This is a genomic window from Scytonema sp. PCC 10023 (assembly GCF_963920835.1).
Taxonomy (GTDB): domain Bacteria; phylum Cyanobacteriota; class Cyanobacteriia; order Cyanobacteriales; family Nostocaceae; genus Kalymmatonema.
Map to the genome: position 1 here is coordinate 1 of NZ_CAWUDP010000081.1, position 23,023 is coordinate 23,023.

20 protein-coding genes and 1 pseudogene are annotated in these 23,023 nt (G+C 43.1%); 14 read left to right on the forward strand and 7 right to left on the reverse strand.

The window, feature by feature from the left end; genetic code table 11:
• Window positions 1-129: 129 nt before the first annotated feature.
• From ACM0OZ_RS35345 to ACM0OZ_RS35370, 6 genes are all read left to right on the forward strand, one after another.
• Window positions 130-1,299, forward strand: coding sequence for a zinc-dependent alcohol dehydrogenase (locus ACM0OZ_RS35345; protein ID WP_414587505.1), 1,170 nt, complete (start codon window positions 130-132; stop codon window positions 1,297-1,299).
• Between the two features lie 128 nt (window positions 1,300-1,427).
• Window positions 1,428-2,177, forward strand: a complete 750-nt coding sequence (locus ACM0OZ_RS35350; RefSeq protein WP_414587506.1) for a hypothetical protein — start codon at window positions 1,428-1,430, stop codon at window positions 2,175-2,177.
• 105 nt (window positions 2,178-2,282) lie between these two features.
• The gene (locus tag ACM0OZ_RS35355) at window positions 2,283-3,452 is read left to right on the forward strand and encodes a zinc-dependent alcohol dehydrogenase (protein WP_414587507.1); all 1,170 of its coding nucleotides are present in this window, start codon (window positions 2,283-2,285) and stop codon (window positions 3,450-3,452) included.
• A 67-nt stretch (window positions 3,453-3,519) separates the two neighbouring features.
• Window positions 3,520-4,698 (forward strand): Gfo/Idh/MocA family protein, encoded by a 1,179-nt coding sequence (locus tag ACM0OZ_RS35360; RefSeq protein ID WP_414587508.1) that lies wholly within the window; start codon window positions 3,520-3,522, stop codon window positions 4,696-4,698.
• 82 nt (window positions 4,699-4,780) lie between these two features.
• On the forward strand, window positions 4,781-5,122 hold the full coding sequence (locus tag ACM0OZ_RS35365; RefSeq protein WP_414587509.1) for a cupin domain-containing protein: 342 nt from the start codon (window positions 4,781-4,783) through the stop codon (window positions 5,120-5,122).
• Between the two features lie 291 nt (window positions 5,123-5,413).
• On the forward strand, window positions 5,414-6,349 hold the full coding sequence (locus ACM0OZ_RS35370) for a manganese catalase family protein (protein WP_414587510.1): 936 nt from the start codon (window positions 5,414-5,416) through the stop codon (window positions 6,347-6,349).
• Between the two features lie 306 nt (window positions 6,350-6,655).
• On the opposite strand, the pseudogene ACM0OZ_RS35375 reads toward ACM0OZ_RS35370, so the two are convergent.
• Window positions 6,656-7,997 (reverse strand): annotated as a pseudogene (locus ACM0OZ_RS35375) (RNA-guided endonuclease InsQ/TnpB family protein).
• An 84-nt stretch (window positions 7,998-8,081) separates the two neighbouring features.
• On the opposite strand from ACM0OZ_RS35375, the gene ACM0OZ_RS35380 reads away from it, so the two are divergent.
• The 8 genes from ACM0OZ_RS35380 (at window position 8,082) to ACM0OZ_RS35415 (ending at window position 14,381) form a co-directional block, all read left to right on the forward strand.
• Window positions 8,082-8,273 carry a hypothetical protein gene (locus ACM0OZ_RS35380; RefSeq protein WP_069351262.1) on the forward strand — a complete coding sequence of 64 codons (192 nt, stop codon included), beginning with the start codon at window positions 8,082-8,084 and terminating at the stop codon, window positions 8,271-8,273.
• 239 nt (window positions 8,274-8,512) lie between these two features.
• A complete protein-coding gene (ureE, locus tag ACM0OZ_RS35385) occupies window positions 8,513-8,953 on the forward strand; it encodes an urease accessory protein UreE (protein ID WP_414587511.1) in 441 nt (146 codons plus the stop codon).
• Window positions 8,931-9,620: an urease accessory protein UreF gene (locus tag ACM0OZ_RS35390; protein WP_414587512.1), complete on the forward strand. Its 690-nt coding sequence runs from the start codon at window positions 8,931-8,933 to the stop codon at window positions 9,618-9,620. The genes ureE and ACM0OZ_RS35390 overlap by 23 nt, the downstream gene beginning before the upstream one ends.
• Window positions 9,621-9,873: 253 nt before the next feature.
• On the forward strand, window positions 9,874-11,208 hold the full coding sequence (locus ACM0OZ_RS35395; RefSeq protein WP_414587538.1) for a KamA family radical SAM protein: 1,335 nt from the start codon (window positions 9,874-9,876) through the stop codon (window positions 11,206-11,208).
• A gap of 143 nt (window positions 11,209-11,351) precedes the next feature.
• On the forward strand, window positions 11,352-12,329 hold the full coding sequence (locus tag ACM0OZ_RS35400) for a DMT family transporter (RefSeq protein ID WP_414587513.1): 978 nt from the start codon (window positions 11,352-11,354) through the stop codon (window positions 12,327-12,329).
• Window positions 12,330-12,373: 44 nt separating this feature from the next.
• A complete protein-coding gene (locus ACM0OZ_RS35405) occupies window positions 12,374-12,871 on the forward strand; it encodes a hypothetical protein (RefSeq protein WP_414587514.1) in 498 nt (165 codons plus the stop codon).
• 184 nt (window positions 12,872-13,055) lie between these two features.
• Window positions 13,056-13,652, forward strand: a complete 597-nt coding sequence (gene ureG, locus ACM0OZ_RS35410; RefSeq protein ID WP_414587515.1) for an urease accessory protein UreG — start codon at window positions 13,056-13,058, stop codon at window positions 13,650-13,652.
• A gap of 54 nt (window positions 13,653-13,706) precedes the next feature.
• The gene (locus ACM0OZ_RS35415; protein ID WP_414587516.1) at window positions 13,707-14,381 is read left to right on the forward strand and encodes an AIM24 family protein; all 675 of its coding nucleotides are present in this window, start codon (window positions 13,707-13,709) and stop codon (window positions 14,379-14,381) included.
• A 466-nt stretch (window positions 14,382-14,847) separates the two neighbouring features.
• On the opposite strand, the gene ACM0OZ_RS35420 is transcribed toward ACM0OZ_RS35415, so the two are convergent.
• The 6 genes from ACM0OZ_RS35420 to ACM0OZ_RS35445 all read right to left on the reverse strand — a co-directional run bounded on the left by ACM0OZ_RS35420 (window position 14,848) and on the right by ACM0OZ_RS35445 (window position 22,765).
• Window positions 14,848-15,321, reverse strand: coding sequence for a DUF6989 domain-containing protein (locus ACM0OZ_RS35420; protein WP_414587539.1), 474 nt, complete (start codon window positions 15,319-15,321; stop codon window positions 14,848-14,850).
• Between the two features lie 39 nt (window positions 15,322-15,360).
• On the reverse strand, window positions 15,361-15,549 hold the full coding sequence (locus tag ACM0OZ_RS35425; RefSeq protein WP_414587517.1) for a hypothetical protein: 189 nt from the start codon (window positions 15,547-15,549) through the stop codon (window positions 15,361-15,363).
• Window positions 15,550-15,797: 248 nt separating this feature from the next.
• Window positions 15,798-17,048 carry an NAD(P)/FAD-dependent oxidoreductase gene (locus tag ACM0OZ_RS35430; RefSeq protein WP_414587518.1) on the reverse strand — a complete coding sequence of 417 codons (1,251 nt, stop codon included), beginning with the start codon at window positions 17,046-17,048 and terminating at the stop codon, window positions 15,798-15,800.
• 301 nt (window positions 17,049-17,349) lie between these two features.
• On the reverse strand, window positions 17,350-20,853 hold the full coding sequence (locus tag ACM0OZ_RS35435) for an amino acid adenylation domain-containing protein (protein ID WP_414587519.1): 3,504 nt from the start codon (window positions 20,851-20,853) through the stop codon (window positions 17,350-17,352).
• Between the two features lie 529 nt (window positions 20,854-21,382).
• Window positions 21,383-21,508 (reverse strand): hypothetical protein, encoded by a 126-nt coding sequence (locus ACM0OZ_RS35440; protein ID WP_272937103.1) that lies wholly within the window; start codon window positions 21,506-21,508, stop codon window positions 21,383-21,385.
• Window positions 21,509-22,144: 636 nt separating this feature from the next.
• The gene (locus tag ACM0OZ_RS35445) at window positions 22,145-22,765 is read right to left on the reverse strand and encodes a PEP-CTERM sorting domain-containing protein (RefSeq protein ID WP_414587521.1); all 621 of its coding nucleotides are present in this window, start codon (window positions 22,763-22,765) and stop codon (window positions 22,145-22,147) included.
• Window positions 22,766-23,023 lie beyond the last annotated feature (258 nt).

Consider the following 23,023-nt stretch of genomic DNA (forward strand, 5'->3'; position numbering starts at 1 on the left):
GATGAGGGAGATGAGGGAGATGAGGGAGATGAGGGAGATGAGGGAGATGAGGGAGCAATATGCTTCTGATGCCCCTCGTCCTTGTGATGTTCCCCACTTCTTCCAGGGCTTATAGAGGAGAACGCTTAAATGAAGGCAGTATGTTGGCACGGCGCTAATGATGTGCGGGTGGAGACGGTACCAGATCCAAAAATTCTTAACCCGCGTGATGCTATTTTGAAAATAACGTCAGCAACCATCTGTGGTTCTGACTTGCACATCTATGATGGCTACATCCCGACTATGAAATCTGGTGACATTATTGGTCACGAGTTCATGGGGGAAGTGGTCGATATTGGTAGTGAAGTTAAGAAATTGCGAAAGGGCGATCGCGTTGTCGTCTCTTCAATTATCGGGTGCGGTCAATGCCATTACTGCCAACATCAGAAGTGGTCGCTGTGCGATAATTCCAATCCCAACGGATGGATACAAGATAAATTATTTGGATTTGGTACATCAGGGATTTTCGGCTATTCCCATGCTTTTGGAGGCTATGCAGGAGCCTTCGCGGACTACATACGGGTGCCATTTGCTGATTACGGCGCTGTGCAAGTTCCGCAAGGCATTCCTGATGAAAAAGTGCTGCCCATCTCCGACGCCTTCCCCACCGGCTATATGGGCGCGGAAATGTGCGATATTCAACCCGGAGACATCGTAGCAGTTTGGGGTTGTGGTCCTGTGGGACTGTTTGCCATGAAAAGCGCCTATATGCTGGGTGCAGAACGCGTCATTGCTATCGACCGATTCCCCGAACGCCTCCAAATGGCTAGAGACTTCGCCAATGCGGAAACTATCAACTATGAGGAAATCGATGCAGGCGAAGCCCTCAAAGAAATGACGGGTGGACGTGGTCCTGACTCTTGTATTGACGCCGTCGGACTTGAAGCACACGGTATGGGTCTAGAAGGATTCTATGATGAAGCCAAGACAGCGGTGAGGCTAGAAACTGACCGCCCCCATGTGTTGCGGCAAATGATTCTGGCTTGTCGCAAAGGTGGTACTCTTTCAATCATGGGTGTTTACTCTGGCTTTGTGGACAAAATGCCACTGGGTGCAGCCATGAACAAAGCTTTGACCTTGAAAATGGGGCAAATGTTCGGTCAAAAGTATATGCCCATGTTGTTGGATCATGTTTTGAATGACAAAGTTGACCCATCTCGCGTTTTCACCCATACCTTACCCCTTGAACAAACAAAGCAGGGCTTTGAGCTTTTCAAGCACAAGAAAGACAACTGTGTCAAAGTTCTGCTTAAACCATAAAGCTTGTTAGTTGATAGTTGTAGAAACGCGCTGTTTGAAGCGTCTTTACATAAGTTGTTAGTTCTCAAAAAGAACCAATAACTACTATCTACTAACTCAATCCAAACTGAATATATCGGAGGAATTGTATGAATCGCTTGCGTCAGATTTTGACTGTTTTTGTAGTAGGATTAACATTTTTTGTAATGCAGGCTTTTGGCTACAGTAACAGACTGATAGCACAAGCTGAAGAAACCGTAGAATCCCCAGTGGGCATTTATTACAAGGGGACACCTTCTGATACAAGCTCTGGTAAAAGCTCTGATAAAAGCTCTGATACAAGCAATATCCAAAACGACAATAAGCTGGTTGAAAAAGCTAGAAAGAATCTGAAAGAAACTGCTGATAATGTCAGAGAAAAAGTTAGCAATATTGGTGAATCTGTTTCTGGCAGTAGTTCTGGCAGTAGTGATGGAAACGTGAAATCCCCAGTGGGTATTTATTACAAGGGGACACCTTCTGATAGAAGTTCTGATACAAGCAGTATTCAAGACGACAACAACCTGATTGAAAAAGCCACAAAAAAGGTGAAAGAAACTGCTGATAATCTCCGTGCATCGGTCGATCTAGATGAAAACGTAGCAACACCAGAGGCAAATTATTACAAAGCACAACCACAAACAACCACGAGCAGTAACGGCAACAACCTGATTGAACAAGCCAGAGAAAGCCTGAAAGAAACTGCTGACAATGTCACCGAAAAACTCAATCTTAATGAAGAACTTCCTCGCAGCACAAAAGAATTTTTGAACTCAACTGAAAAAAGAGTTGAAAAAACAGTTGCGCCAGTAACTGGAACAAGAGAAGGGTACTACCAAGAACCCCCTCAAGCTAGATAAGTAGAAAGAGAGTGGGGGAAGTGGAGGAAGTGGGGGGAGTATCTTCTTCCCTATCTTCCCTTACTTCCTTATCCCCATACTCCACTAAACTAAGGACTATTGAATATGAAAGCAGTTTGCTGGCATGGTGCCAAAGATGTGCGAGTCGAGACGGTGCCAGATCCAAAAATTATTAACCCCCGAGATGCTATAGTCAAAATCACCTCGACGGCAATTTGCGGTTCTGATTTACATCTTTACGACGGTTTCATCCCCACGATGGAAAAGGGCGATATCCTTGGTCATGAATTCATGGGGGAAGTCGTTGAGATTGGCAGCGCAGTTAAGAATATCAAAATAGGCGATCGCGTTATCGTTCCCTTCACAATATCCTGCGGCAACTGCTATTTTTGCAAACGCGATTACTGGTCGCTGTGTGACAACTCCAACCCGAACGGCTGGATGGCAGAAAAGTTGATGGGTTATTCACCATCAGGTCTATTTGGCTACTCTCATATGATGGGTGGTTACGCTGGAGGTCAAGCAGAGTATGCCAGAGTTCCCTTTGCCGATGTAGGCTTGTTCAAAATTCCTGATGGATTAACGGATGAACAAGTCTTATTTTTAACAGATGTTTTCCCAACTGGCTACATGGCAGCAGAAAACTGCAACATCAAACCTGGTGATATTGTTGCTATCTGGGGTTGTGGACCAGTTGGACAATTCGCTATCAAGAGTGCTTATTTACTAGGTGCAGAGCGTGTCATTGCCATTGACCGCGTCCCTGAACGTCTACAGATGGCGAAAGAATACGGCAAAGCAGAAGTCCTCAACTACGAAGAAGTGGATGTTGGCGAAGCCCTCAAAGAAATGACTGGCGGTCGTGGTCCTGATGCTGTGATGGATGCAGTGGGAATGGAAGCGCATGGCACCGACTTTATGGCGTTATACGACAAAGCAAAGCAAGCAGTGCGTCTAGAAACAGACAGACCTACAGCCTTGCGCCAAGTCATTCTCTCTTGCAGTAAAGGCGGTCATGTATCAATTCCGGGTGTTTACGGAGGCTTTTTGGACAAAGTACCAATGGGTGCTGCCATGAACAAAGGCTTAACATTCAAGACGGGACAAACCCACGTCCACAAGTACTTACGTCCTTTACTTGAGTACATACAGAACGGCAAAATCGACCCAACATTTATCATCACCCACCGCTTACCTTTAGAACAAGCGCCTGACGGCTACGAAATTTTCAAGCACAAGAAAGACAACTGCATCAAAGTTGTACTGAAACCCTAACATCATGAGTCATTAGTCTGTTGCCGCAAAGAACTAATGACTCATGACTAATAACTAATAACTAACTATGTTTGACTCCCTAAAAAAAGAACTATCTCGCCGCGCTCTTTTACACAAAGCAGGTTATGGGTTCATGGGACTCAGTGTTGCTGGGGCAGTCGGACACATTATCAAACCTGTACGTACTTTCGCCCAAGCAGCACCATCTAAAGAACCGTCTTTGCCTCCTGAAAAAAAGCTAGGATGGGCAGTCGTTGGTTTAGGTAAGTTTGCCACCGAACAGATTATGCCCTCATTTGCTGAGTGCAAGAGGTCAAAGTTAGTGGCTTTGGTGAGTGGCGATCGCCCTAAAGCCGAAAAGTATGCACAGCAATACGGCATCAACCCAAAAAATATCTATAACTACCAGAACTACGACTCTATCCGTAATAACCCGGAAGTAGACGTTATTTATATCATCTTGCCTAACGGGATGCATGCTGAATACAGCATTCGTGGGGCGCAAGCAGGCAAACACATCATGTGTGAAAAGCCGATGGCGAACACCGTCGAGGAATGCCAAGCAATGATTGACGCGGCAAAGAAAGCAAACCGTAAGTTGATGATTGCCTACCGCGCCCAATACGAACCGTACAACCTCGCCACCATTCAACTTGCACAAAGTGGCAAACTTGGCAAGCTCAAGTCGATAACCTCAGACCACGGGCGGACACTCAACCCCAAAGACCCCGCCGATATCTGGCGAATGCAAAAAAAACTAGCTGGTGGCGGTTCCCTCTACGACATTGGTATCTACAGCTTGCAAGCAGCGCGGTACGTTACTGGCGAGGAACCTGTAGCAATTAGCGCCATGATGTATAGCACTCCTGGCGATCCCCGCTTCCGTGAGGTCGAGGAAAATGTCAACTTCGTGCTACAGTTTCCCAGCGGCGTCCTTGCCAACTGTACCTCAAGCTACGGCTACTCCAATACCAAACGCATTCAAGTTTTTGGGTCTGATGCAGTCTTGGAATTAGACCCAGCCACCGACTACTACAAACATCGCCTGATCATTAAGGACAAGAACGGTAACCAAGAGCAAAAAATTGAAGAAAAGAACCAGTTCGCCCTAGAAATGGATCACCTTTCCGAGTCGATTATGCAAAATAAACAGCCCAAAACTCCTGGCGAAGAAGGCTTGCAAGACGTTAAACTTATGCAGCTCATTTACGAAGCAGCCCGTACAGGCAAAACCATCAAAGTTTAGCACTCACAACTCTCTTATTCCTTCTTGGCGCTCTTAGCGTCTTGGCGGTTGATTTTTCACAAACTTAATTGAGGAAACAAATATGGCTGACACAAGTGTTAAAAAAGTAGACTCCGCTTATTCCCCTAAAGGTCAACAAGGTCAAAAGTATCTCGCATCCGGCAAAACTGTTTCAATGCGTCTTTGGGAGAACGAACAACCTGACGAACCCAAAGAACCAGCAACGCGGGAATATGAAACCGTTGGTTATGTCATTAGTGGTCGTGCTGAGTTGCACATCGAAGGTCAAGTCATTCTACTAGAGGCTGGAAATTCCTGGGTAGTTCCAAAAGGAGCATCCCACACTTACAAAATCCTAGAACCATTCACCGCCGTTGAGGCAACCAGCCCACCCGCTCAAGTTCACGGACGGGATGAGGATTAATTTATACACCTTCACTTCTTACCAGAATCACTCATAGTAACATCTCACCAGAGGCTGATCCTCTGGTTTTTTCTTTATTTTCTAAAGGCAGCAGCCTCTGGGATAGCATTCTTTGTCTTCTGCCTAACAACTCAATGACCTCAGTCAGTTTACTTATTTTTTCAGTATTTTTTATTTAACTATAGAGTGAGGTACAACAAGCATTAAATAGGTTTCCTAGAAAGCATAGGCGACACAAATATCAATTGAGCCTGAATTTGTGCCGCCCTGTATGCAAATGAGGTCACAATAATGTTTTACCACACTAAGAAGCTTCAGTACTTCAGACCACCAGAAAAACCCGATCCAATTTACGCCAAGAAAATTCAAGAACTCATCGGTGGCACCTTTGGTGAAATGACCGTGATGATGCAGTACCTGTTCCAAGGCTGGAATTGTCGTGGACCTGCAAAGTACCGCGATATGCTTTTGGACATTGGTACCGAAGAAATCGGTCACGTCGAAATGCTTGCCACGATGATTGCTCACCTATTAAATAAAGCACCCATCAAACTACAAGAACAAGGTGCACAAGACCCAGTGGTGGGCGCGGTTATGGGCGGTACCAATCCACAGGATGTGATTGTAGATGTTATGGCGGCAGCTATGAACCCCCAACACGCTATCGTCTCCGGTTTAGGTGCCACACCATCGGATAGCGTCGGTTTCCCCTGGAACGGTCGCTTCATCGTCGCCAGTGGTAACCTGATGGCTGATTTCCGGTCAAATCTCCATGCGGAATCTCAAGGACGCTTGCAAGCAGTGCGGATGTACGAGATGAGCAACGACGCAGGAGTGAAAGATACCCTGAGTTTCATGATTGCCCGCGACACCATGCATCAAAACCAGTGGCTAGCAGCCCTTGAAGAGTTAAAAGCAGATGGACTGGAAGACACTCCAGTTCCCAGTTCCTTCCCATTGGAATTGGAGAAGCGCGAATTTGCTTATCAGTTCTGGAATCATTCAGAAGGCACCGAAAGTGCTCAAGGTCGCTGGGCACAAGGACCTACCCCAGACGGCAAAGGGCAATTCGAGTATGTTGAAAATCCTAGACCGCTAGGACCAGAACCCCTACCACCCGTACCCGATCCAAGACTGCACGGGACACCTACAGACAGACAAGCGGAAGGTGGAGCAGACCCTTTAATTAAGCGCACAACCATTGGCGGCGAAGGAAGTACCAAATAAATTATCCATTATGTAGGGTAGCTTCCGGCGTACGACAATTGAGATTTTACATACAGGACTTGCATTGCGCCGTAACCCACGATGCGTCACTACAAATTGGAGATTTTTTTAATTGCAAGTCCCTAATCTTGACGCTTTCATTTTGATAATTTTGGTTGTCACTGGGAAAAATAGATAGTAACCAACTAACTGGCACGTACACCTCATACGTGCCAGATTTTTTATGCTGCATTTATATATGTGTCTGGCAATTACCTGTAACTACATCTCTAGCGCTGCTAATGATGGGTGTTAGTATTGCTAGTCCTATGACTTTGAGCCTAGTATATGAACTACCCGCCCTTCTACGAAGTAAGGGCGGGTTTCTACATCCAGCCCAGTAAGAGTAGATTTTTGACGCTTCGCGCGTCCTAGTTGCTTCATACTTCCCGCAGTTTTGCGGGTGCGTGAAGTAGAGCTAGCGACATCGGCGTCTTCGAGGCTCGTTCCAAACCCCGGTAGAGTTCCTTTAGCCCAGTAAAGCATCACTTCTGCGGCAGCAACATCTCTGTCTTGTACATATCCACAGACACTGCACTCATGGACGCGCACATCCAGAGTCTTTTTGTGCTGGTGTCCGCATTTAGGACAGGTTTGACTTGGTTTTACTTTCTTGGTTGGAACTTCAATGAACACACCGCCAATCTGTTCTACTTTGTACTTGATAGTGCTTTTGAGCATCCCAAATCCAACGTCAAGTATTGACTTATTCAAGCCAGCCTTTTGTTTTTTACGTTTGCCAATATGCGCCTTACTGGTCATCTTGGTGACTTCTAGCTTTTCAGTTGCAACGAAGCTATTACCGCTTACAATCTCTGCTGCAACTTGATGTACCCAATCTTGTCGTTGGTTAGCAACTTTACGAGTTAGTTTGCCAACCTTCGTTTGGGCTTTCTTCCATCGTCTAGAAGCCTTAACTTTCTTCTTTCTGTTTGGTGCTTGTTTGCGTCTTTTCTCTTTAGACGCTTGTTTTATTCTGCGTTCGGCATTCCGTAGAAACTTAGGGGCGTCAATCTGTTGATGATTGGTTCCATCAGTCATAGACAAAGCTGACTTGCAACCCAAATCAATACCAATTGCACCAACTGGTAAAACATTACTGTTTAAGACCTGCTCCAAGACATCAATAGTAATAGATGCGTACCACTTCCCATTGCGATAAACAATTGTGCAAGTAGTTGGAGAACCCCAATACTTAGCCTTACCACGCATTACTATGCGTCCAATCTTGGACAAAACAATATATCCGTTTTCGCCACTTGACTCAACAGAGTAGCCAGTTTTAGCTGGATACGTCCATCCCGAATAATGGCGAATTGATTTGTATTTTGGACGTTTGCCCAATCCCTTGAACCACCGTTCAAATGCAAAATCCACTCTTTTGAGAGTAGCTTGTAAGGCTTGAGAGTTAACCTCTTTGTACTCTGTCCAAACCTCTTTGAATGCTGGCAAACTATTCTGCTGCTCTATATAGCTAACAGAATGCTTGAACTTTTCGTATTGCGTAAATCTGTTGTATACAGCAGCGTTGAACAAGTCTTTATGAAGTTTCCGGTGATACCGCACGCGACTGTTCTATTTGTTTGGTTGGGTATAACCGAAAAGTCATTCGTCTTGTCGCCACTACTTGTTTTTACCTTCCTTGTGCTAGTCTATATGTGTCTACAATAAGAGTAACACGGATTCCGGAAATATGGTTAGAATTGCGAGAACAAATAAAATTATTGTGCGGTTGACAGACAAAGAAAAAGAAAGGCTAGAGAATTACGCGGTTGATCTTGGTGTGTCCATGTCTGAGGTCATTCAAGACTACATTAAGTCTCTCCCTGATACGAAGATTGGCAATTCTTCAACCATCCTCCGCCCTGTCAAACCTACGGTTTAATTCGGTTGAGGATGTCTTCATTATTGCCCGCTCCCTATACCTACCATTAGAGTACATTGAAGGTGGGGACTTCCGCAATATCGTTAAATGGTCGAGTGTTGTTTACGCGCTGCTTCCGGAATGCCTGCCGGTGCCTTAGTGTATATAGTTGCTCGGCTTTTTACCCTCCAATTCATGATCTTTGTTGCGTAAGCACAAATAAAAAAGAATTTAGTGATTCCCTACACCCCTAGAAAATCATGCTAACCTTGACCCAACGTCAACCGCCTAATGCTGATACACAAGTGACCTTAACCTTGGCTTTAACAGCAGAAGAACGCACCCGCAGTCGTCATCGTTTTGAGAAAGATGGACAAGTTGTGTTTTTGGGTTTACCCAGAGGAACGGTGTTACGAGATGGAGATATTCTGCAAGATGAAACAAGTGGTAGTTTAGTAAGAGTTATCGCAATACCAGAACCAGTTTTAACTGTCACTGCCAAAACACAGCTAGATTTACTACGGGCAGCTTACCATTTGGGAAATCGTCATGTGCCAGTAGAGATCACAGCGACCTATTTACGGTTATCTCCTGATCCAGTTTTACGCGCCATGCTGGAAAAACTTGGGTTAGAAGTCAAGGAGGAATTTTCACCGTTTCACCCAGTACCAGGTGCTTATGGACATCATCACACTCACTGATGGCAACCTTTTGTGCCTTTTGCAACTAGCTAGCCCAGCTTTACCTGTGGGAGCTTATAGCTATTCTGAAGGATTGGAAACGCTGGTTGAGAATGGCACGATCGCTCATCAAGCAGCCTTACAGCATTGGTTAGAGGCAGAACTGCGTTACGGGGCAATACGGTTAGAGGCGGCGGTGATGGTACGAGCTTATCAATCTGTCAAAATGGGTGATTTCAAGGCGCTATCGTACTGGAATATGTGGTTATCTGCTGCTCGGGAAACAGAAGAATTACGCGCCTCTAGCTGGCAAATGGGGCGATCGCTCATCCAGTTGCTTAGTAAACTAGAACCACAAATCATGCCGATTGTCAATGCTGTTGGTAATCCTTGCAATTATGCGATCGCTTTTGGGATTGCAGCTGCTGATTGGGATATCAATATCAAAGCGGCATTATTGGGATATCTGCATACTTGGGCAAGTCATATGATGACTGCTGGGGTAAAGCTGATTCCTTTGGGACAAACAGTAGGACAGCAGTTAATGCGATCATTACAAGGATTACTTTGTGATGTAGTCGTGGAGATTATGAATTTGGAGGATGATGAACTTGGTTGTTGTAGCTGGGGTTTGTCTTTGGCAAGTATGATGCATGAAACGCAGTATACAAGGTTGTTTAGGAGTTAGGGCAAAATGAAGAGGCAGGGAAGTCTGTCGGAAATTAAAGGTTGAGCCTTTAAAGTTGAAAGTTGACTAATAACTAATGACTAAGTTTAATAAATATTAAATGCATCTTCATTGAGAATTGGACTTTGGACAAAAAGACAAAAAAGATGTGTTCGTGGATATTACAAAATCGCGTTGCTCGCAATTTGATTATTTATGATATTGTCTTACTTGTGTCCAAAAAACTAATTTCTTCATGGAGACAATATAATTGATGTACACTCTTGAGCATCGCGAGCTTCAAGAAGGCGAATTTTGGCGTGAAATCCCTGTTTTCGCTAAGGTTTCTCAAAACGAATTTCTCGACTACAAATGGCAAATAAAAAATTCTATTTCCGACTTGATAAAGCTCGCCGAGACAATCAAAGGCGTCGTTAGCGACGATTTTATTGTAGCTATTAGCAAGGGATTTCATTTTGCGCCAATGAATGTTCGTGTCACTCCCTATTTGCTGAGTTTGATTGACTGGAATGACCCCTGGAATGACCCAATTCGCAAACAGTTTATACCTGTGAGCACCCAGCTGATAGAAGACCACCCGATGCTGACACTTGACTCCCTGCATGAGCAGAAAGATGCTCCAGTATCAGGTCTGACACACCGCTACATTGACAAAGCACTTTTTTTGACAGTAAATGCATGCCCAGTTTACTGTCGTTTCTGCACACGCAGCTATGCTATTGGCGCAGACACTGAAACTGTTAAGAAAGTTGATCTGTACCTCAATTCCAAACATTGGGAAAATGCATTTCAATACATTGAGTCCCGTCCAGAGCTTGAGGATGTAGTCATTAGCGGTGGTGACACATATAATCTATCTGCTGAAGCTCTTAAAAAAATTGGTTTTCGGCTACTTCAGATGCCCAATATTCAACGCATTCGCTTTGCAACCAAAGGGCTTGCTGTCATGCCAATGAAAATTCTCAGCGATGAAAAGTGGCTAGATGCACTCACGGAAGTATTCCTTTTAGGGCGTAAACTACACAAACAAGTAGCCATCCACACGCACTTCAATAATGCTAAAGAAATCACGATGATATCCAAACGTGCTATGGATAAGTTGTTTGAGCGTGGTATAACCATACGTAACCAGTCGGTACTTCTGCGTGGCGTCAATGACACATATGAAAAAATGCAGCTTCTCGTTAAACGATTGAGTTATATTAACGTCCAGCCTTATTATGTCTTCCAACACGACATGGTCAAAGGTGTCGAAGATCTTCGCACTTGTGTTAAAACTGCTATCGAAATTGAAAAGAATGTGCGTGGTGTGACTGCGGGCTTCAACACCCCAACATTTGTCTTAGACGCCCCTGGCGGTGGTGGCAAGCGTTGCATTCATTCCTACGAATACTACAACCGTGAGACGGGCGTGAGTGTGTACACAGCACCATCGGTCAAGCCAGGTAAGTACTTCATGTATTTCGATCCCTTCCACAGTCTGTCAGAAGAAATTCGTCAGGCATGGAGAGACCAAAAGAAACGACAACAAATGTGCTTGGATGCAATATACCATAGCGGTGTGGGAGCGTGCTCGCGCTTAGCCTGAGAAGTAGGGGATTTCTCTAGGTTGATTCGTCATGCCTACCCGCTTCGCGTGCGCTCGTAGGGCTGGTCATTTTTTGGGGAGTATGTAGCGCGATCGCTTCAGGACACCAGTTGTATTATTAGTTGTATTATTATAAGTAGTCTATGATAAAATTTATTCCAGAAAGTCACAGACACACTCTAGGTGTTGTGTTGATCGTTGTTACAGCTTTAATATTGGGAACTATTCCTGCAGCAATCAAGGAGGCGATCGCTAGTCTTTCGCCAGCTACGCAATTTGCAATTCGCTTCACAATTGGGGCAATAATTCTTACCCCGTTTGTTCGTAACCTGAGTCTAAAGTTAGTACGTGACGGGCTAATTCTCGGAGTATTACTTTTTGCAATCTTTGCTACTGCAACGATTGGATTGGAAACTATCTGTGCAAACCAAGCTTCATTTATCTTTGGTCTCAACATGGTCTTTGTCACCTTGTTTGAGCTACTGTTTCGCAAGCGCCTATCCGTTAGGGCGGTACTAGCTGTGATGCTTGCTTTTACCGGAATTGGGGTGATGTCTTGGAAGAGTGGGGAGCCTCTTATCGGCGACTTTTGGTTGTTAGGTTCTGCCTTCAGCGATGCCGTTTATATCATTGTGCTTGAGATGTTTTCGCCACACCACCCACCCATACCATTGACTACAATCCAGATTTGGGTCGTAGCAGTACTAGGCATATTGTGGGCTGGTTTCGGAGTGACTGAACACATTGAGGCAATTCAAACGAGTTTAGGTGTACTAATCTACCTTGGCGTAGTTGCCACTGCCATAGTCATTTTGTTTCAAACAGTTGCACAGCAATGGATATCTGCCCACGAAGCAGCACTATTCTTTGCTCTAGAACCTGTGTTCGGGGCAATTGTCGCATTTTTGCTACTCGGCGAAACCTTTTCAACTCGCAGTTTCATTGGTGCGGCAATGGTGCTAATTGGAATAATTCTGACTTTGATCCGTCCCAAAATTGACGAAAGTGATACAGAAACCCCACAATTACAGGAAAGCACGGTTCCAGACGGTATGGCACAAAAGGGCGAAGTTTTGGTAGGAGTGCTAAGTGCTAATCAGGAAATTGAAGAGCTGCTTTAATTTTTTCTCATAGCGTATTATAAGTGCAGTTGTAAAAATGACAGATGAAAACACCTATCAATTCCATAAACTCCTCTCTTGCTAATGCATGTCAGCTAACTCAAGCTAGCTGCTGCAAGGCGGGTCTGTTGTTTTTGCCCGAACAAGAATATCAAGCAATTGTTCAGTGGCTTGCAGGCAACTCAGCAAGTGAACTTGGTGAATTCGAGTCTCGATGTGTTAAGTACGACGGATTCTACCTCTACGACCAAAAAGATAATTGTCAGTTTCTAACCGAAACAAACCTGTGCAGGCTGCATCCAGAGGGTGTAAAACCGTCCGAGTGCTTTTGGTGGCCCGTGCATATTTACGGCACAGAGCCAGAAAATCTTGAATTGTGTGTTGCAACTAAATGCTGTACTGCCTGCGAGTACATTGACGCTAACTCATATCTGCTTGACGACATTACGAAGAGGGCTCATGAACTTGGATGTGATGTAATTTGTCGCTTCAGAAGAGTCTACTTGGGAAGCTATGAAAAACGGTTCTTGCGTAAGTTGTAGCGGCTTTAAGCCCCCATTGGGCACCCTAAAGTGTTAGACTACGGATTTTGGACGAGCGATCGCTATGAGGCAAAATTTGGTTGCTTAAGAAGTGGCGGAAATTGTATGCGATCGCCATGACATCACACGCGAACTTGCTTTTTTGTCCAAAGTCCAATGACTAATGACTAATGACTAATTGCTTATGAACGCTTTTCGAGTTGGTGTTGCAGGTCCAGTGGGTTCTGGGAAGACGGCTTTGGTTGATGCTTTGTGTAAGGCGATGCGTGATAAATATCAGATTGCTGTGGTGACGAATGATATTTATACGCAGGAGGATGCTCAGTTTTTGGTGCGTTCTGAAGCTTTGGTAGGCGATCGCATTTTGGGTGTCGAAACTGGAGGTTGTCCTCACACTGCTATTCGGGAAGATGCTTCAATGAATTTGGCAGCAATTGAACAGTTAGAAACGCGGTTTTCAGATTTGGATTTGGTATTTTTGGAAAGCGGCGGTGATAATTTGGCTGCAACTTTCAGTCCGGAATTGGTGGATTTAACGATTTATGTTATCGATGTTGCCGCTGGTGATAAAATTCCCCGCAAAGGTGGTCCTGGAATTACTAAGTCTGATTTGTTGGTAATCAATAAAACTGATTTAGCTCCTTATGTTGGCGCAGATTTAAGTGTCATGGAACGGGATGCTAAAAAAATGCGTGGTGAAAAACCTTTTGTTTTCACAAACTTGAAAACACAGGAAGGTTTGGCAGAGGTCATCCAGTTTGTTGCTATAAATGTTTGCTAATACGGTATGACTATTATCTAGGGTCTACGTCTTTGTATAAAAAAGAGGAAATCAATGGCAATTTTTGAAGTTATAGCAAGAGAAGGATTGCGTTTAGTCAAGGTTATTTTGCAAAACGAAACAGTCAAGACAGAGTCAGGTGCTTTGTACTATATGCGTGGCAATATTACCATGCAATCTAAAGCACCTTCAGCAGGTGGTTTGTTGAAATCCCTAGCAACAGGTGAAAACATTTTTCGCCCCACTTATACAGGAACTGGTGAATTATATTTGGAGCCTTCGTTATCTGGATTTCATATCATGGAATTAAACGGCACTGAATGGATTTTGGATAGTGGCGCATATTGGGCAAGCGACGGTTCTGTAGAGGTAGGTGTTGAGCGAAATAAATTGGTTGCTGGGTTAGTCGGTGGTGAAGGCTTGTTTCAAACAAAAGTCAAAGGCAGAGGTAAAGTGGTCATGGTAGCACAAGGATCTGTAGAGGAGGTGCATTTGCAAAATGACCGTTTAGTTGTGGATGGTAATTTTGCAATTGCTCGCACAAGTACCTTAAATTATCGTGTTGAAAAAGCCACTAAGTCTATTTTTGGTTCCATGACTTCAGGTGAGTTTTTAGTCAATACTTTCGAGGGAACGGGTACTGTGTTACTTGCTCCTGTTCCTTATTGGGGAGTGATGTTGCTACGTCAAATTACCGCAGCGATTCCGAATAACTCTGGTTCAAAATAACTAGAAAAATTTAGAAAAGGAAGGAATTAGAAATTACAGCTATTTTCAGCTAATTGAACCACAGATTTTTGTAGAGGGCAAAGGCTAGCCTTTCTTTGCCCCAAAGAGCGTGGTTTATCTACTTGAAAACCGCTGTAAATCATCACAACTACCCCAACTAGTGGTTTGTTTCATTAATTCTAATGGGTTACAAGAACCCCGACTTTGTAAAAGTTGTCGGAGATCTGACCGTAATTTGTAATTACCAACACAATTACAAATTACGAATTACAGACTACTAATTATATTGGTTTTTGGAGTTTGCAGGCAAGCTGAATTAAGTCATCCGCAGCGGCAGGTTGGAAGAGAAAAAACAAAGATTCGGGTCAAGCTGTTTATTTTTCACTTGTGCGATCGCCTAACTAATACAACGAGTAAAATTTATGTTAAAAACCCGCTTACCCTGCCCCTGTTAATCTCTTGCATTTTATAATATTTGCAGCCCAAGCAGCACCTTCTCTACGAAAAAATAAAAAAACACAAGATTAAACCAGTACAAAAGCATTATTAAAAATGCAGTAAGAAATTTCACCAATAGACTCTTATACTTAATATTTTCATAAGCAATATAAGCTGACAGTCCTAGAAGCATTTCTGGAATAACAAGATACACAGCCCAGTGATTAATTGTGATAACATTCTGAGAAGACCATGAAGGCAATGCCCACATAGTCTGTTCAGCTATACCTACGATAAACAAAGAAACAGCAGCTACACAAATGTAAGCAGTTCTCTGAGAAATATGCTTCTGTACTTGCTCTCCTGCCAAGATTATCAGAATAAGAGGAATAGTCCACATAAAAGCCATGTAGACTGGTATTGGATCAATTTTTATAAAACTATCTTCGGGATAAACCAGCACACCAAGCCCAGAGCAGAGAAACGAATCAGGCAGTACTATAAAAAGACTAAGGGGGAAAACAAATAGCCATAAATCAACCTAGTCATTGTGTTCAAGCCACAAACCTATTCCAGGAATAGCCAAGTTATAAATAACGACTAAGGCGAATAGTCGAATGCCTATGGGTTGCCCCAGAGGAACCATGAGCATTACCATAGAAAGAACGGTAAATGCAATATGTAAAATCAGAATATCCCGTTCTTTGTTTTCGATTAATTCCTTGTTCATATATCTGACGTTTTATTCCAAATTGTCTTGATGGTTGTAAGAATTCAGAATTCAGAATAAACAATGCGTATAGCTATAGGGATAAATAATTGCACAGAATCCATAGAAATGAGATTCCTTGCTCTCTATAACATTCTAAGTTCTGGCTCCTGATTTCTGAATTCTTACTAAGGATTGGTACTGTTTGGATCAATTAGGTCACCAAACATCAAATGACTAAGAAATTAGAATTCTTCGCTTCTGAAAAATCAAGTTAATCTCTGAGCGGTAATTTTTCGTATATCTTCGGATACTATCTCAGCTTTGTTAGGTGTTAATTCCAGCAATACACGCCAAAACATTCGAGGAGTAAAAAGTGAAGAGGTTGGTTTCAACATATGCATTACCTCAGCAAAAGATTGACAGATATCTGGTTCTTTAGCAGCTTTTTGTAAAAGCTGGTAAGTATATCTTTGGATTAATTTATAAACAAACCAAGGCTGGGGTTTAATACCCTTAGTTTTGCTCCAATTGAAGTCTTCTAAAATTGCCAGTAACCAAGGATGAGCAATCACTTTGGCTAATTTTTTCTGAAACCGGATTGAAAAGCCAGTCAGTTTGCCTTTCTTGTATTTTTCTTCTTGGAGCAAATCATCTAAAGTTAATGCACTCAAAGCTCCTACTGTAATTCCCTGCCCATAAACAGGATTAAAGGCACAAACAGCGTCTCCAAGTGTAATAAAACCATCCGGCATTTGAGAAAGTTTTTCGTAGTGATAGAGACGGTTTTGTGTTTGACGATAACTGTGAATTTCCGACACAGGTTTTGCAGATTTTATCGCTTCATGTATTTCTAAAGCTGGTAGCGTTTTACTAAACTCCAGAAACCCTACTTCATCAGTTGGAGGATAGTCACCATTAATTCCAATCAAACCAACATGCCAAAGATTATTTCCTACCGGATAGATTCCACCACCACGTAAATACGGTGGTCTTGGGTACATTTGAACAGCTTTCCAATCAAATTTGAATTCAGGCGAAGGTTGATATAAACGCGATGCATAACCAATTGATGCATCAACTACAGTTTTTTTTTGAAGTGTATAGCCTATTGTTGCTAACCATTTGTGAGCCTCTGTTGCTCGACCAGTCGTATCTACAACAAGTTCGGCAAGTAAGGAGTTAATAGATGGGCTGTCATCGTTTATTCTGTTGTCGCTCCTACACAGTAAGACGCCATTCACCCGTTTTTGAAGAGCGTCATATAATAAGTCAGTGACTTCATGCCCCTCAAGAATGTGGAAGCCTTTAAAAGCTTCTAAACGAGATTTTATAGTCCAATCTAGAAGTGGTCTGCCCAGAAATAGCGTACGTAAATTGAAAGAAAATCTTGGCACTAATTGCGAACCATAAACAATTAATACATCTTTAGGCCAATCTATCTGTACTGCACCTAAATTCAGAAGTTCTTGCTCAATTCCAGGAAAAAGTGATTCCAAAATGATATTAGCGCGTACCATTAATTGATGGAGTTGATGGGCTTGAGCAACTCCTCGGCGAAATTCTGGTTTGACAGGATAAATATCGCGTTCAATGAGTGTGACGCGTTCAAAATGATTGAGTAATATCCTACTGGTTAAAAGTCCGGTCATGCTACCGCCAATTACAATGGCGTGATTTAATTTTGTTGTAGTCATCATCATTTTTGAACAGAAGAAAACACTTTAACTAGTTCAACGTACATTCGATGAATCTCCCCCTCCCCTTCTCCCCCTCAGCCCTAACGATAAGTATTCAACCCAACACAATATGGCGTCACTTTCAAGTTGCAAATGGTGTCAGGTTGTCTAACACTGAACCTAACGGGTTTGTTGCCATAATTGCTAAAATTTGCTGATATTCCTCAAACAAATTTTCGACATATTCGTGTCCGTAAAAGGCGGTATTGTAATTGACATTAATGTTGTACTGAGCGGAACCGTTAATGCCAATGGAAAGCTTCCAGTCAGTGGCTTCAACCCCGTTACGCGGTAAGCGGCGATGTGGTTTGTTTTCCTGAGTGGTTTGTATAATTTGGAATACACACGCTGGCTGCTTCATCATTGCTGCGGCGATACGGATGTCATGGCTAACGAGACGAGGCAAAGAAACTTTTCTGTGGTCTAGACCAGCAAAAATATTTTGGGCTGAAGCTTGAATCACGTCTGCTATGGTAGGGGTTTGTGTCAGATTCACAACTAGCGGAAATAGCTGCAAAAATGTACCAATGGTTGCTTCACTTTCTAAATCAGGACGGCTGCCATTATTGACCACTGCATAGAGGTGGGATTGCCCAGTCATTTGGTATAAAAACAAGTAGTACCCAGCAAGGAAAAATGCGGAGGCTGGCACGCGAATTTGCTGACAATACGAGTGAATCAGCGCCGCTGTTTCCTTTGCTACGGGTTCGCTAATGCTAAAATCCTCGCGGTCATAGGTACTTGGTTGTGGAGGTACAACCGTAGGTTTGCATTGTGCAAAGTGCTTTTGCCAAAACTCGATATCTGACCTGTAACTGGCGCTGTTTCTTAGCGATGCCCATCGAGTGGCGTAATCGCTATACTGAGGACGGACTGCTAGAGAATTGAGTTCATTTCTCAACAGCGCTTGATACACCGCACGCAGTTCATCGGATACCTGCTGTATACCGATGAAATCGACAAAACCATGATGGGCGATCGCAATCACCGTATGGATATTACGACTATGTTTGATCACCGTGCAGCGCAAAAGCGGTCCTGTCTCCATGTCAAAAGGACATTTACTTTCTTTGGTGGTGATTTCCTCAACAATAGACTGTAACTCCATCTCATCGCTGACATATTCATAATTGTGGTAAGTCCATGACACGGATTGGGGTGGTAGTACCTTTTGGCGTACAACAGCGACTTCCAATTGAATTTTGAGAGATATCAATCGATGCAATAATCTAGCTTGGACAGAATTTGGTTTCTCTAACAATGCAATGGTTGCTTGTTCCAGACGCTTAAATTTTGATAGACTTCCTTTATTCTTTGAAGAACTAGGTAGCAGCTTGCTCAGTATTTGAAGAAACCAAGCGCCTTTGCGAATTAGGCGAGTTCGTAAAATTTCATTGCGTTCGACGACCAAGTCACACGCACGCTGGAATAAAACAGGGTCAAACTCACACTCCCAAATTGAACGGTTCGGGATGGAAAATGTTGGTGCAAATGTGTCCCCAGAAGTAAGTTGTGAGGCTACCCAATATAGTTCGAGTTCTGGAGAGAGGGGGTGTTCGTTGTCATTACCCCACCAAGGTTCCTGGTAGGTTTGGGCAAGGAATGTGAGGATTTCTGCTTTACCCTCTTGTAGTTGTGGAATTAGGGTTTCTTTGTCGTATTCCTCTTCAAGTGCCTCACTAGATACATATAAGTCTTGGTTTACTTCTCGAAGCGCCTCAATACTCTGGGCTAAACTAGCGATAGTAGGAGCTTTAAACAAATGCTGTAGAGACAACTCCAGAGAGAAATCTTTGCGTAAGCGAGAAATTACTTGCGTAGCTAACAGGGAATGTCCCCCAAGTTCAAAGAAATTATCGTGAATGCCTACTTGCTCTACCTGGAGTACTTCTTGCCAAATAGTAGCAATGATTTCCTCAGTCTCCGTTTGGGGTTTGACGTAAGCAACTTCTAGTTCTGGAGGCACCACTTTGCTGACAGGCAGAGCAAGGCGATCTATTTTACCGTTAGGGGTTAGAGGTAAAGAATCAAGCAGCACAAAAGCAGAAGGCACCATATAATCTGCTAACTTCTGATTTAGAAAGCCGCGCAGTTCTTTTGTAAAAACATTTTGGATAATTTCGGATAAAGATAAGTTGGGAACTACATAGGCTACAAGGCGCTTTTCCCTTAGTACATCCTCTGTGGCTATGACCACAGCTTCTTTGACAGTAGGATGTTGTACAAGTATCGACTCAATTTCTCCTAGTTCAACCCGCATCCCCCTGATCTTGACTTGAAAATCAGTGCGACCTAATAATTCTATGGAACCATCTGACCAGTAGCGAGCTAAGTCGCCAGTTTGGAATAATCGCTGCTTTCGATCTTGACTCAAAGGGTTTGAGATAAACTTTTCGCCATTCAGCTTTGGATGATTGAGATAGCCACGAGCCAAACAAGCACCACCTATATAAAGTTCGCCGACTTCTCCTGGTGTAACAGGTTGAAGATGTTCGTCAAGGATATAAGCTTGGTTATGGGGATAAGGATAGCCTACGGGTATGTAAATATATCCTCGTTCAGGGTCAAAGTCCTTTGGAACGGAATAAGCACAGTTACCAATGGTTTCTGTTTGACCATAGACGTTGAAAATGCGTATCCGCTCTTGAAACAGGTCTCGTAGTTGTTTGTAAACTTGAACTGGCGGTAAGTCACCAGAAAGCACAATAGTTCGTAATTTAGATTTCTGAAGTGCCTCTGTGTGTCTTTTGTCCAGAGTTTCTAATGCCTGAAGTCCATAGCGCCAAATTGAGTGTATGCCGTCAGAAATCGTTACTCCTTGTTTGTGGATCAGCTCAAACAAACTGATGGGGTTTTTGGTTTGTTCGCGCTTCGCAATAACACTGGTGGCTCCTCGATACAGAGGCACCATTAATTGCCTGACTGAGGAGGAAAACGAGAAAGATGCCACGTGGAGATAGACATCCTCAGGCTGAACTTGCAACACTTGGCTGACTGCTGGAATATAATGCGAGACATTGGCGTGAGTAATTTGCACGCCTTTGGGTTTTCCAGTCGATCCCGAAGTATACATCACGTAGGCAAGATGGTGTGGTGCTAGCTCACTGACTAGATTTTCTTGGCTCTCTCTAGCAATAGCGTCCCCATCCGTGTCAAAGCAGACCAGCCGTGGCTCCTGCTCAAAAAGCTCATTGACCAACCGCCTCTGAGTCAACAGCACCGACACCTGAGTATCCGATAACATGAAAGCCAAGCGCTCTTTGGGATACTCTGGGTCAAGTGGCACGTAAGCCCCACCTGCCTTAAGAATGCCCAGTAGTCCCACCACCATCTCTAAAGAACGCTCTACACAAATGCCTACCAGCACATCTGCTCCCAGACCCAAAGACTTAAGGTAGTGTGCTAACTGGTTAGCACGGCAGTTTAATTCGCGGTATGTAAGTTGTTGATTGTCAAATACAACTGCTACAGCATCCGGGGTAAGCTCTACCTGCTCCTCAAACAATTGATGAATACACTTATCCTGAGGATAATCCACCTGAGTATTGTTGCATTCCAAACTAAGTTGATTTTGAGTAGGTATCATAATTCGTTCAATTATTATTTTGTAATAACATCTGCAAAATCATAAATTAATTCAACTATCTTTCCACCTTTTCACGCTTCTATATAGTTATCTAACTGCATTAGCTCGTATATCCTTCTTAAAATCTAATTCATAATTTTCAAGGAAGCGTTTTACAACATAATCTTCCACTGTCTAAACTTCGCTAACAGCTTCTTGATGCCTATTATCAGCGCAGGATAACTTGACTTTACATGACTGCAATAAATTTAATACTGCATTTTATCTCAAAATATTACTATTTAAAAAAAGTGTAAGTAAGTCGGCACAATAAAACCAAACTGTGTGAAGGAAAGTAAACAAGACGAAAACCCTTTTTCCCCCTGCCCCCTGCCCCCTGCTCCCTGCCTTATCCCAACGATAATTATTTACGCCGACCTACTTATTGAGCTATCTCGTAAGTTAGCAGTATATCAACAAAATAGTCAATTATTTATCGCAATTATATTACTTTTCTTACTTTTCTTACTTTTCCTACTTTTCCTACTTTTTATTGTCGAGAGCGCTCCAGCAAGAAATCGAAACTTGGATTTATTCCTAAAATCTTTACCCGATCAATTTTCTCCACATGAACTGAACGCAATGCTGCTAAGATTTTTTGTAAAACTCGTCTCATAATTTCTCGTGTAGCTACTGCCAAGTTCAATGATTGTCTACGGTATAATTTCAAAATTTTAGAGAAAATGCAACCACAGTTAAGACAGTTAAGACAGTTAAGCAAAGGTTGAAAGAAACTTAACACAATAGCTTAATAGCTTAATACTAACTTCAAAAAGTCAGCTGCACTCTTAGAGGATGTTTGGAAAGTGTAGTTTTGTACCAAAATTTATCAATGATCCCCCTAAATCCCCCTTAAAAAGGGGGACTTTTACCCCCCTTTTTAAGGGGGGTAAAAGTCCCCTCTGGGGTTGGGGGGCAAAGGGGGGATCAAATAAAATATTTGATACTTCTCAAACATCCTCTTAGAATAATTGAACACACTAGCACCACAGTGCCTGGAAATAAACCGATTACCATTAGACACTGGAATTTAGACTAAAGCAGGCGATCGCGCGGAGCGCAGTGCCCCGAATCGCGATCGCTACGCGGTTACAATGCAAAAAAATGAAGGGATGCTTGTAGTTAGAACAAGCACCCCTTAAGCGGAAGATGAGAGAAGCACAACCAACTCTCAACAACCGCTATGGATTCTTTTGCCAAATTAAAAGCATTTCGTCAAACCGTAATACTAGTTGAACGACTTAAATGTTGCTTAGTCTAAACTCCAGTTTTTACGCTTCAGCAGTGAAGCGATGCCCAAAGCAGACAACATTAATACCCCTAATGTAGAAGCAGGTTCAGGGACACGCGAAATCGAAGTAAAGGCATTTGTGGAAGATAGAGTAGCCCCTGTGGGAGTATTAATGAGCGCAAATCCGGAGGACGGGAGAGTCGTAACTAAATCGGATAAAGCATTGGAACCTAGGGAATTAGGTAGGTAAGCGAACGTAGCCAAAAATTTAGGATTGCTAGGATCAAAGTTTTTAAAATCATTAAACCCGATGACGTCTGCAGAAAGCCCACTATTATCTGGTCTCGCTAAATTACTTCCCACTACAATCGAATTGGAAGAACCTTTAAAGATATCTTTTCCGGCATTAATAGTATACTCTGGACTCGCGTTTCCATACAAAGTGGCACCGTCAGGTGTCACGCCCGCTGGGATTGAGTCATCAAAGACAAAGTTACCGCTAACTGGCTCACCAGTTTCTTGAGCGTTGAACTGGAAGTTGAAGATAAAAAGGGAAGCTTGAGCAGGAGCGCTACTTACAGTTCCCAGCAACGTAAACGCTGCTCCGACGATAGCCATTAATAACTTTTTTTTGGCTTTCATAACACATCTCCGAAAAGTGCCAATGCGTCTCTATAAGTGGCTGAATATCTGCAAACACGTGAGGAGAAAATCAACCAGTTTCCACTTTAAGAATATACTTATGCCTAAAAATAAAAAATGAATTATCTTTAGGAAAATTTAGTATGTTTTTTATTATTTAAAAGACGACTAATAGGGCCTTGCTGATTTTAAGTATGAAACGCGATTTTGTCATGCTGTTAGCGTAGCTTGTCGCTCTGATAGGCACGCAGCAAACCG

Bases quoted from the DNA above. Each gene is read 5' to 3' on its own strand.
- ACM0OZ_RS35345 (WP_414587505.1), top strand. From the start codon at position 130: ATGAAGGCAGTATGTTGGCACGGCGCTAATGATGTGCGGGTGGAGACG.
- ACM0OZ_RS35350 (WP_414587506.1), top strand. From the start codon at position 1,428: ATGAATCGCTTGCGTCAGATTTTGACTGTTTTTGTAGTAGGATTAACA.
- ACM0OZ_RS35355 (WP_414587507.1), top strand. From the start codon at position 2,283: ATGAAAGCAGTTTGCTGGCATGGTGCCAAAGATGTGCGAGTCGAGACG.
- ACM0OZ_RS35360 (WP_414587508.1), top strand. From the start codon at position 3,520: ATGTTTGACTCCCTAAAAAAAGAACTATCTCGCCGCGCTCTTTTACAC.
- ACM0OZ_RS35365 (WP_414587509.1), top strand. From the start codon at position 4,781: ATGGCTGACACAAGTGTTAAAAAAGTAGACTCCGCTTATTCCCCTAAA.
- ACM0OZ_RS35370 (WP_414587510.1), top strand. From the start codon at position 5,414: ATGTTTTACCACACTAAGAAGCTTCAGTACTTCAGACCACCAGAAAAA.
- ACM0OZ_RS35380 (WP_069351262.1), top strand. From the start codon at position 8,082: ATGGTTAGAATTGCGAGAACAAATAAAATTATTGTGCGGTTGACAGAC.
- ureE (WP_414587511.1), top strand. From the start codon at position 8,513: ATGCTAACCTTGACCCAACGTCAACCGCCTAATGCTGATACACAAGTG.
- ACM0OZ_RS35390 (WP_414587512.1), top strand. From the start codon at position 8,931: ATGGACATCATCACACTCACTGATGGCAACCTTTTGTGCCTTTTGCAA.
- ACM0OZ_RS35395 (WP_414587538.1), top strand. From the start codon at position 9,874: ATGTACACTCTTGAGCATCGCGAGCTTCAAGAAGGCGAATTTTGGCGT.
- ACM0OZ_RS35400 (WP_414587513.1), top strand. From the start codon at position 11,352: ATGATAAAATTTATTCCAGAAAGTCACAGACACACTCTAGGTGTTGTG.
- ACM0OZ_RS35405 (WP_414587514.1), top strand. From the start codon at position 12,374: ATGAAAACACCTATCAATTCCATAAACTCCTCTCTTGCTAATGCATGT.
- ureG (WP_414587515.1), top strand. From the start codon at position 13,056: ATGAACGCTTTTCGAGTTGGTGTTGCAGGTCCAGTGGGTTCTGGGAAG.
- ACM0OZ_RS35415 (WP_414587516.1), top strand. From the start codon at position 13,707: ATGGCAATTTTTGAAGTTATAGCAAGAGAAGGATTGCGTTTAGTCAAG.
- ACM0OZ_RS35425 (WP_414587517.1), bottom strand. From the start codon at position 15,549: ATGAACAAGGAATTAATCGAAAACAAAGAACGGGATATTCTGATTTTA.
- ACM0OZ_RS35430 (WP_414587518.1), bottom strand. From the start codon at position 17,048: ATGGTACGCGCTAATATCATTTTGGAATCACTTTTTCCTGGAATTGAG.
- ACM0OZ_RS35435 (WP_414587519.1), bottom strand. From the start codon at position 20,853: ATGATACCTACTCAAAATCAACTTAGTTTGGAATGCAACAATACTCAG.
- ACM0OZ_RS35440 (WP_272937103.1), bottom strand. From the start codon at position 21,508: ATGAGACGAGTTTTACAAAAAATCTTAGCAGCATTGCGTTCAGTTCAT.
- ACM0OZ_RS35445 (WP_414587521.1), bottom strand. From the start codon at position 22,765: ATGAAAGCCAAAAAAAAGTTATTAATGGCTATCGTCGGAGCAGCGTTT.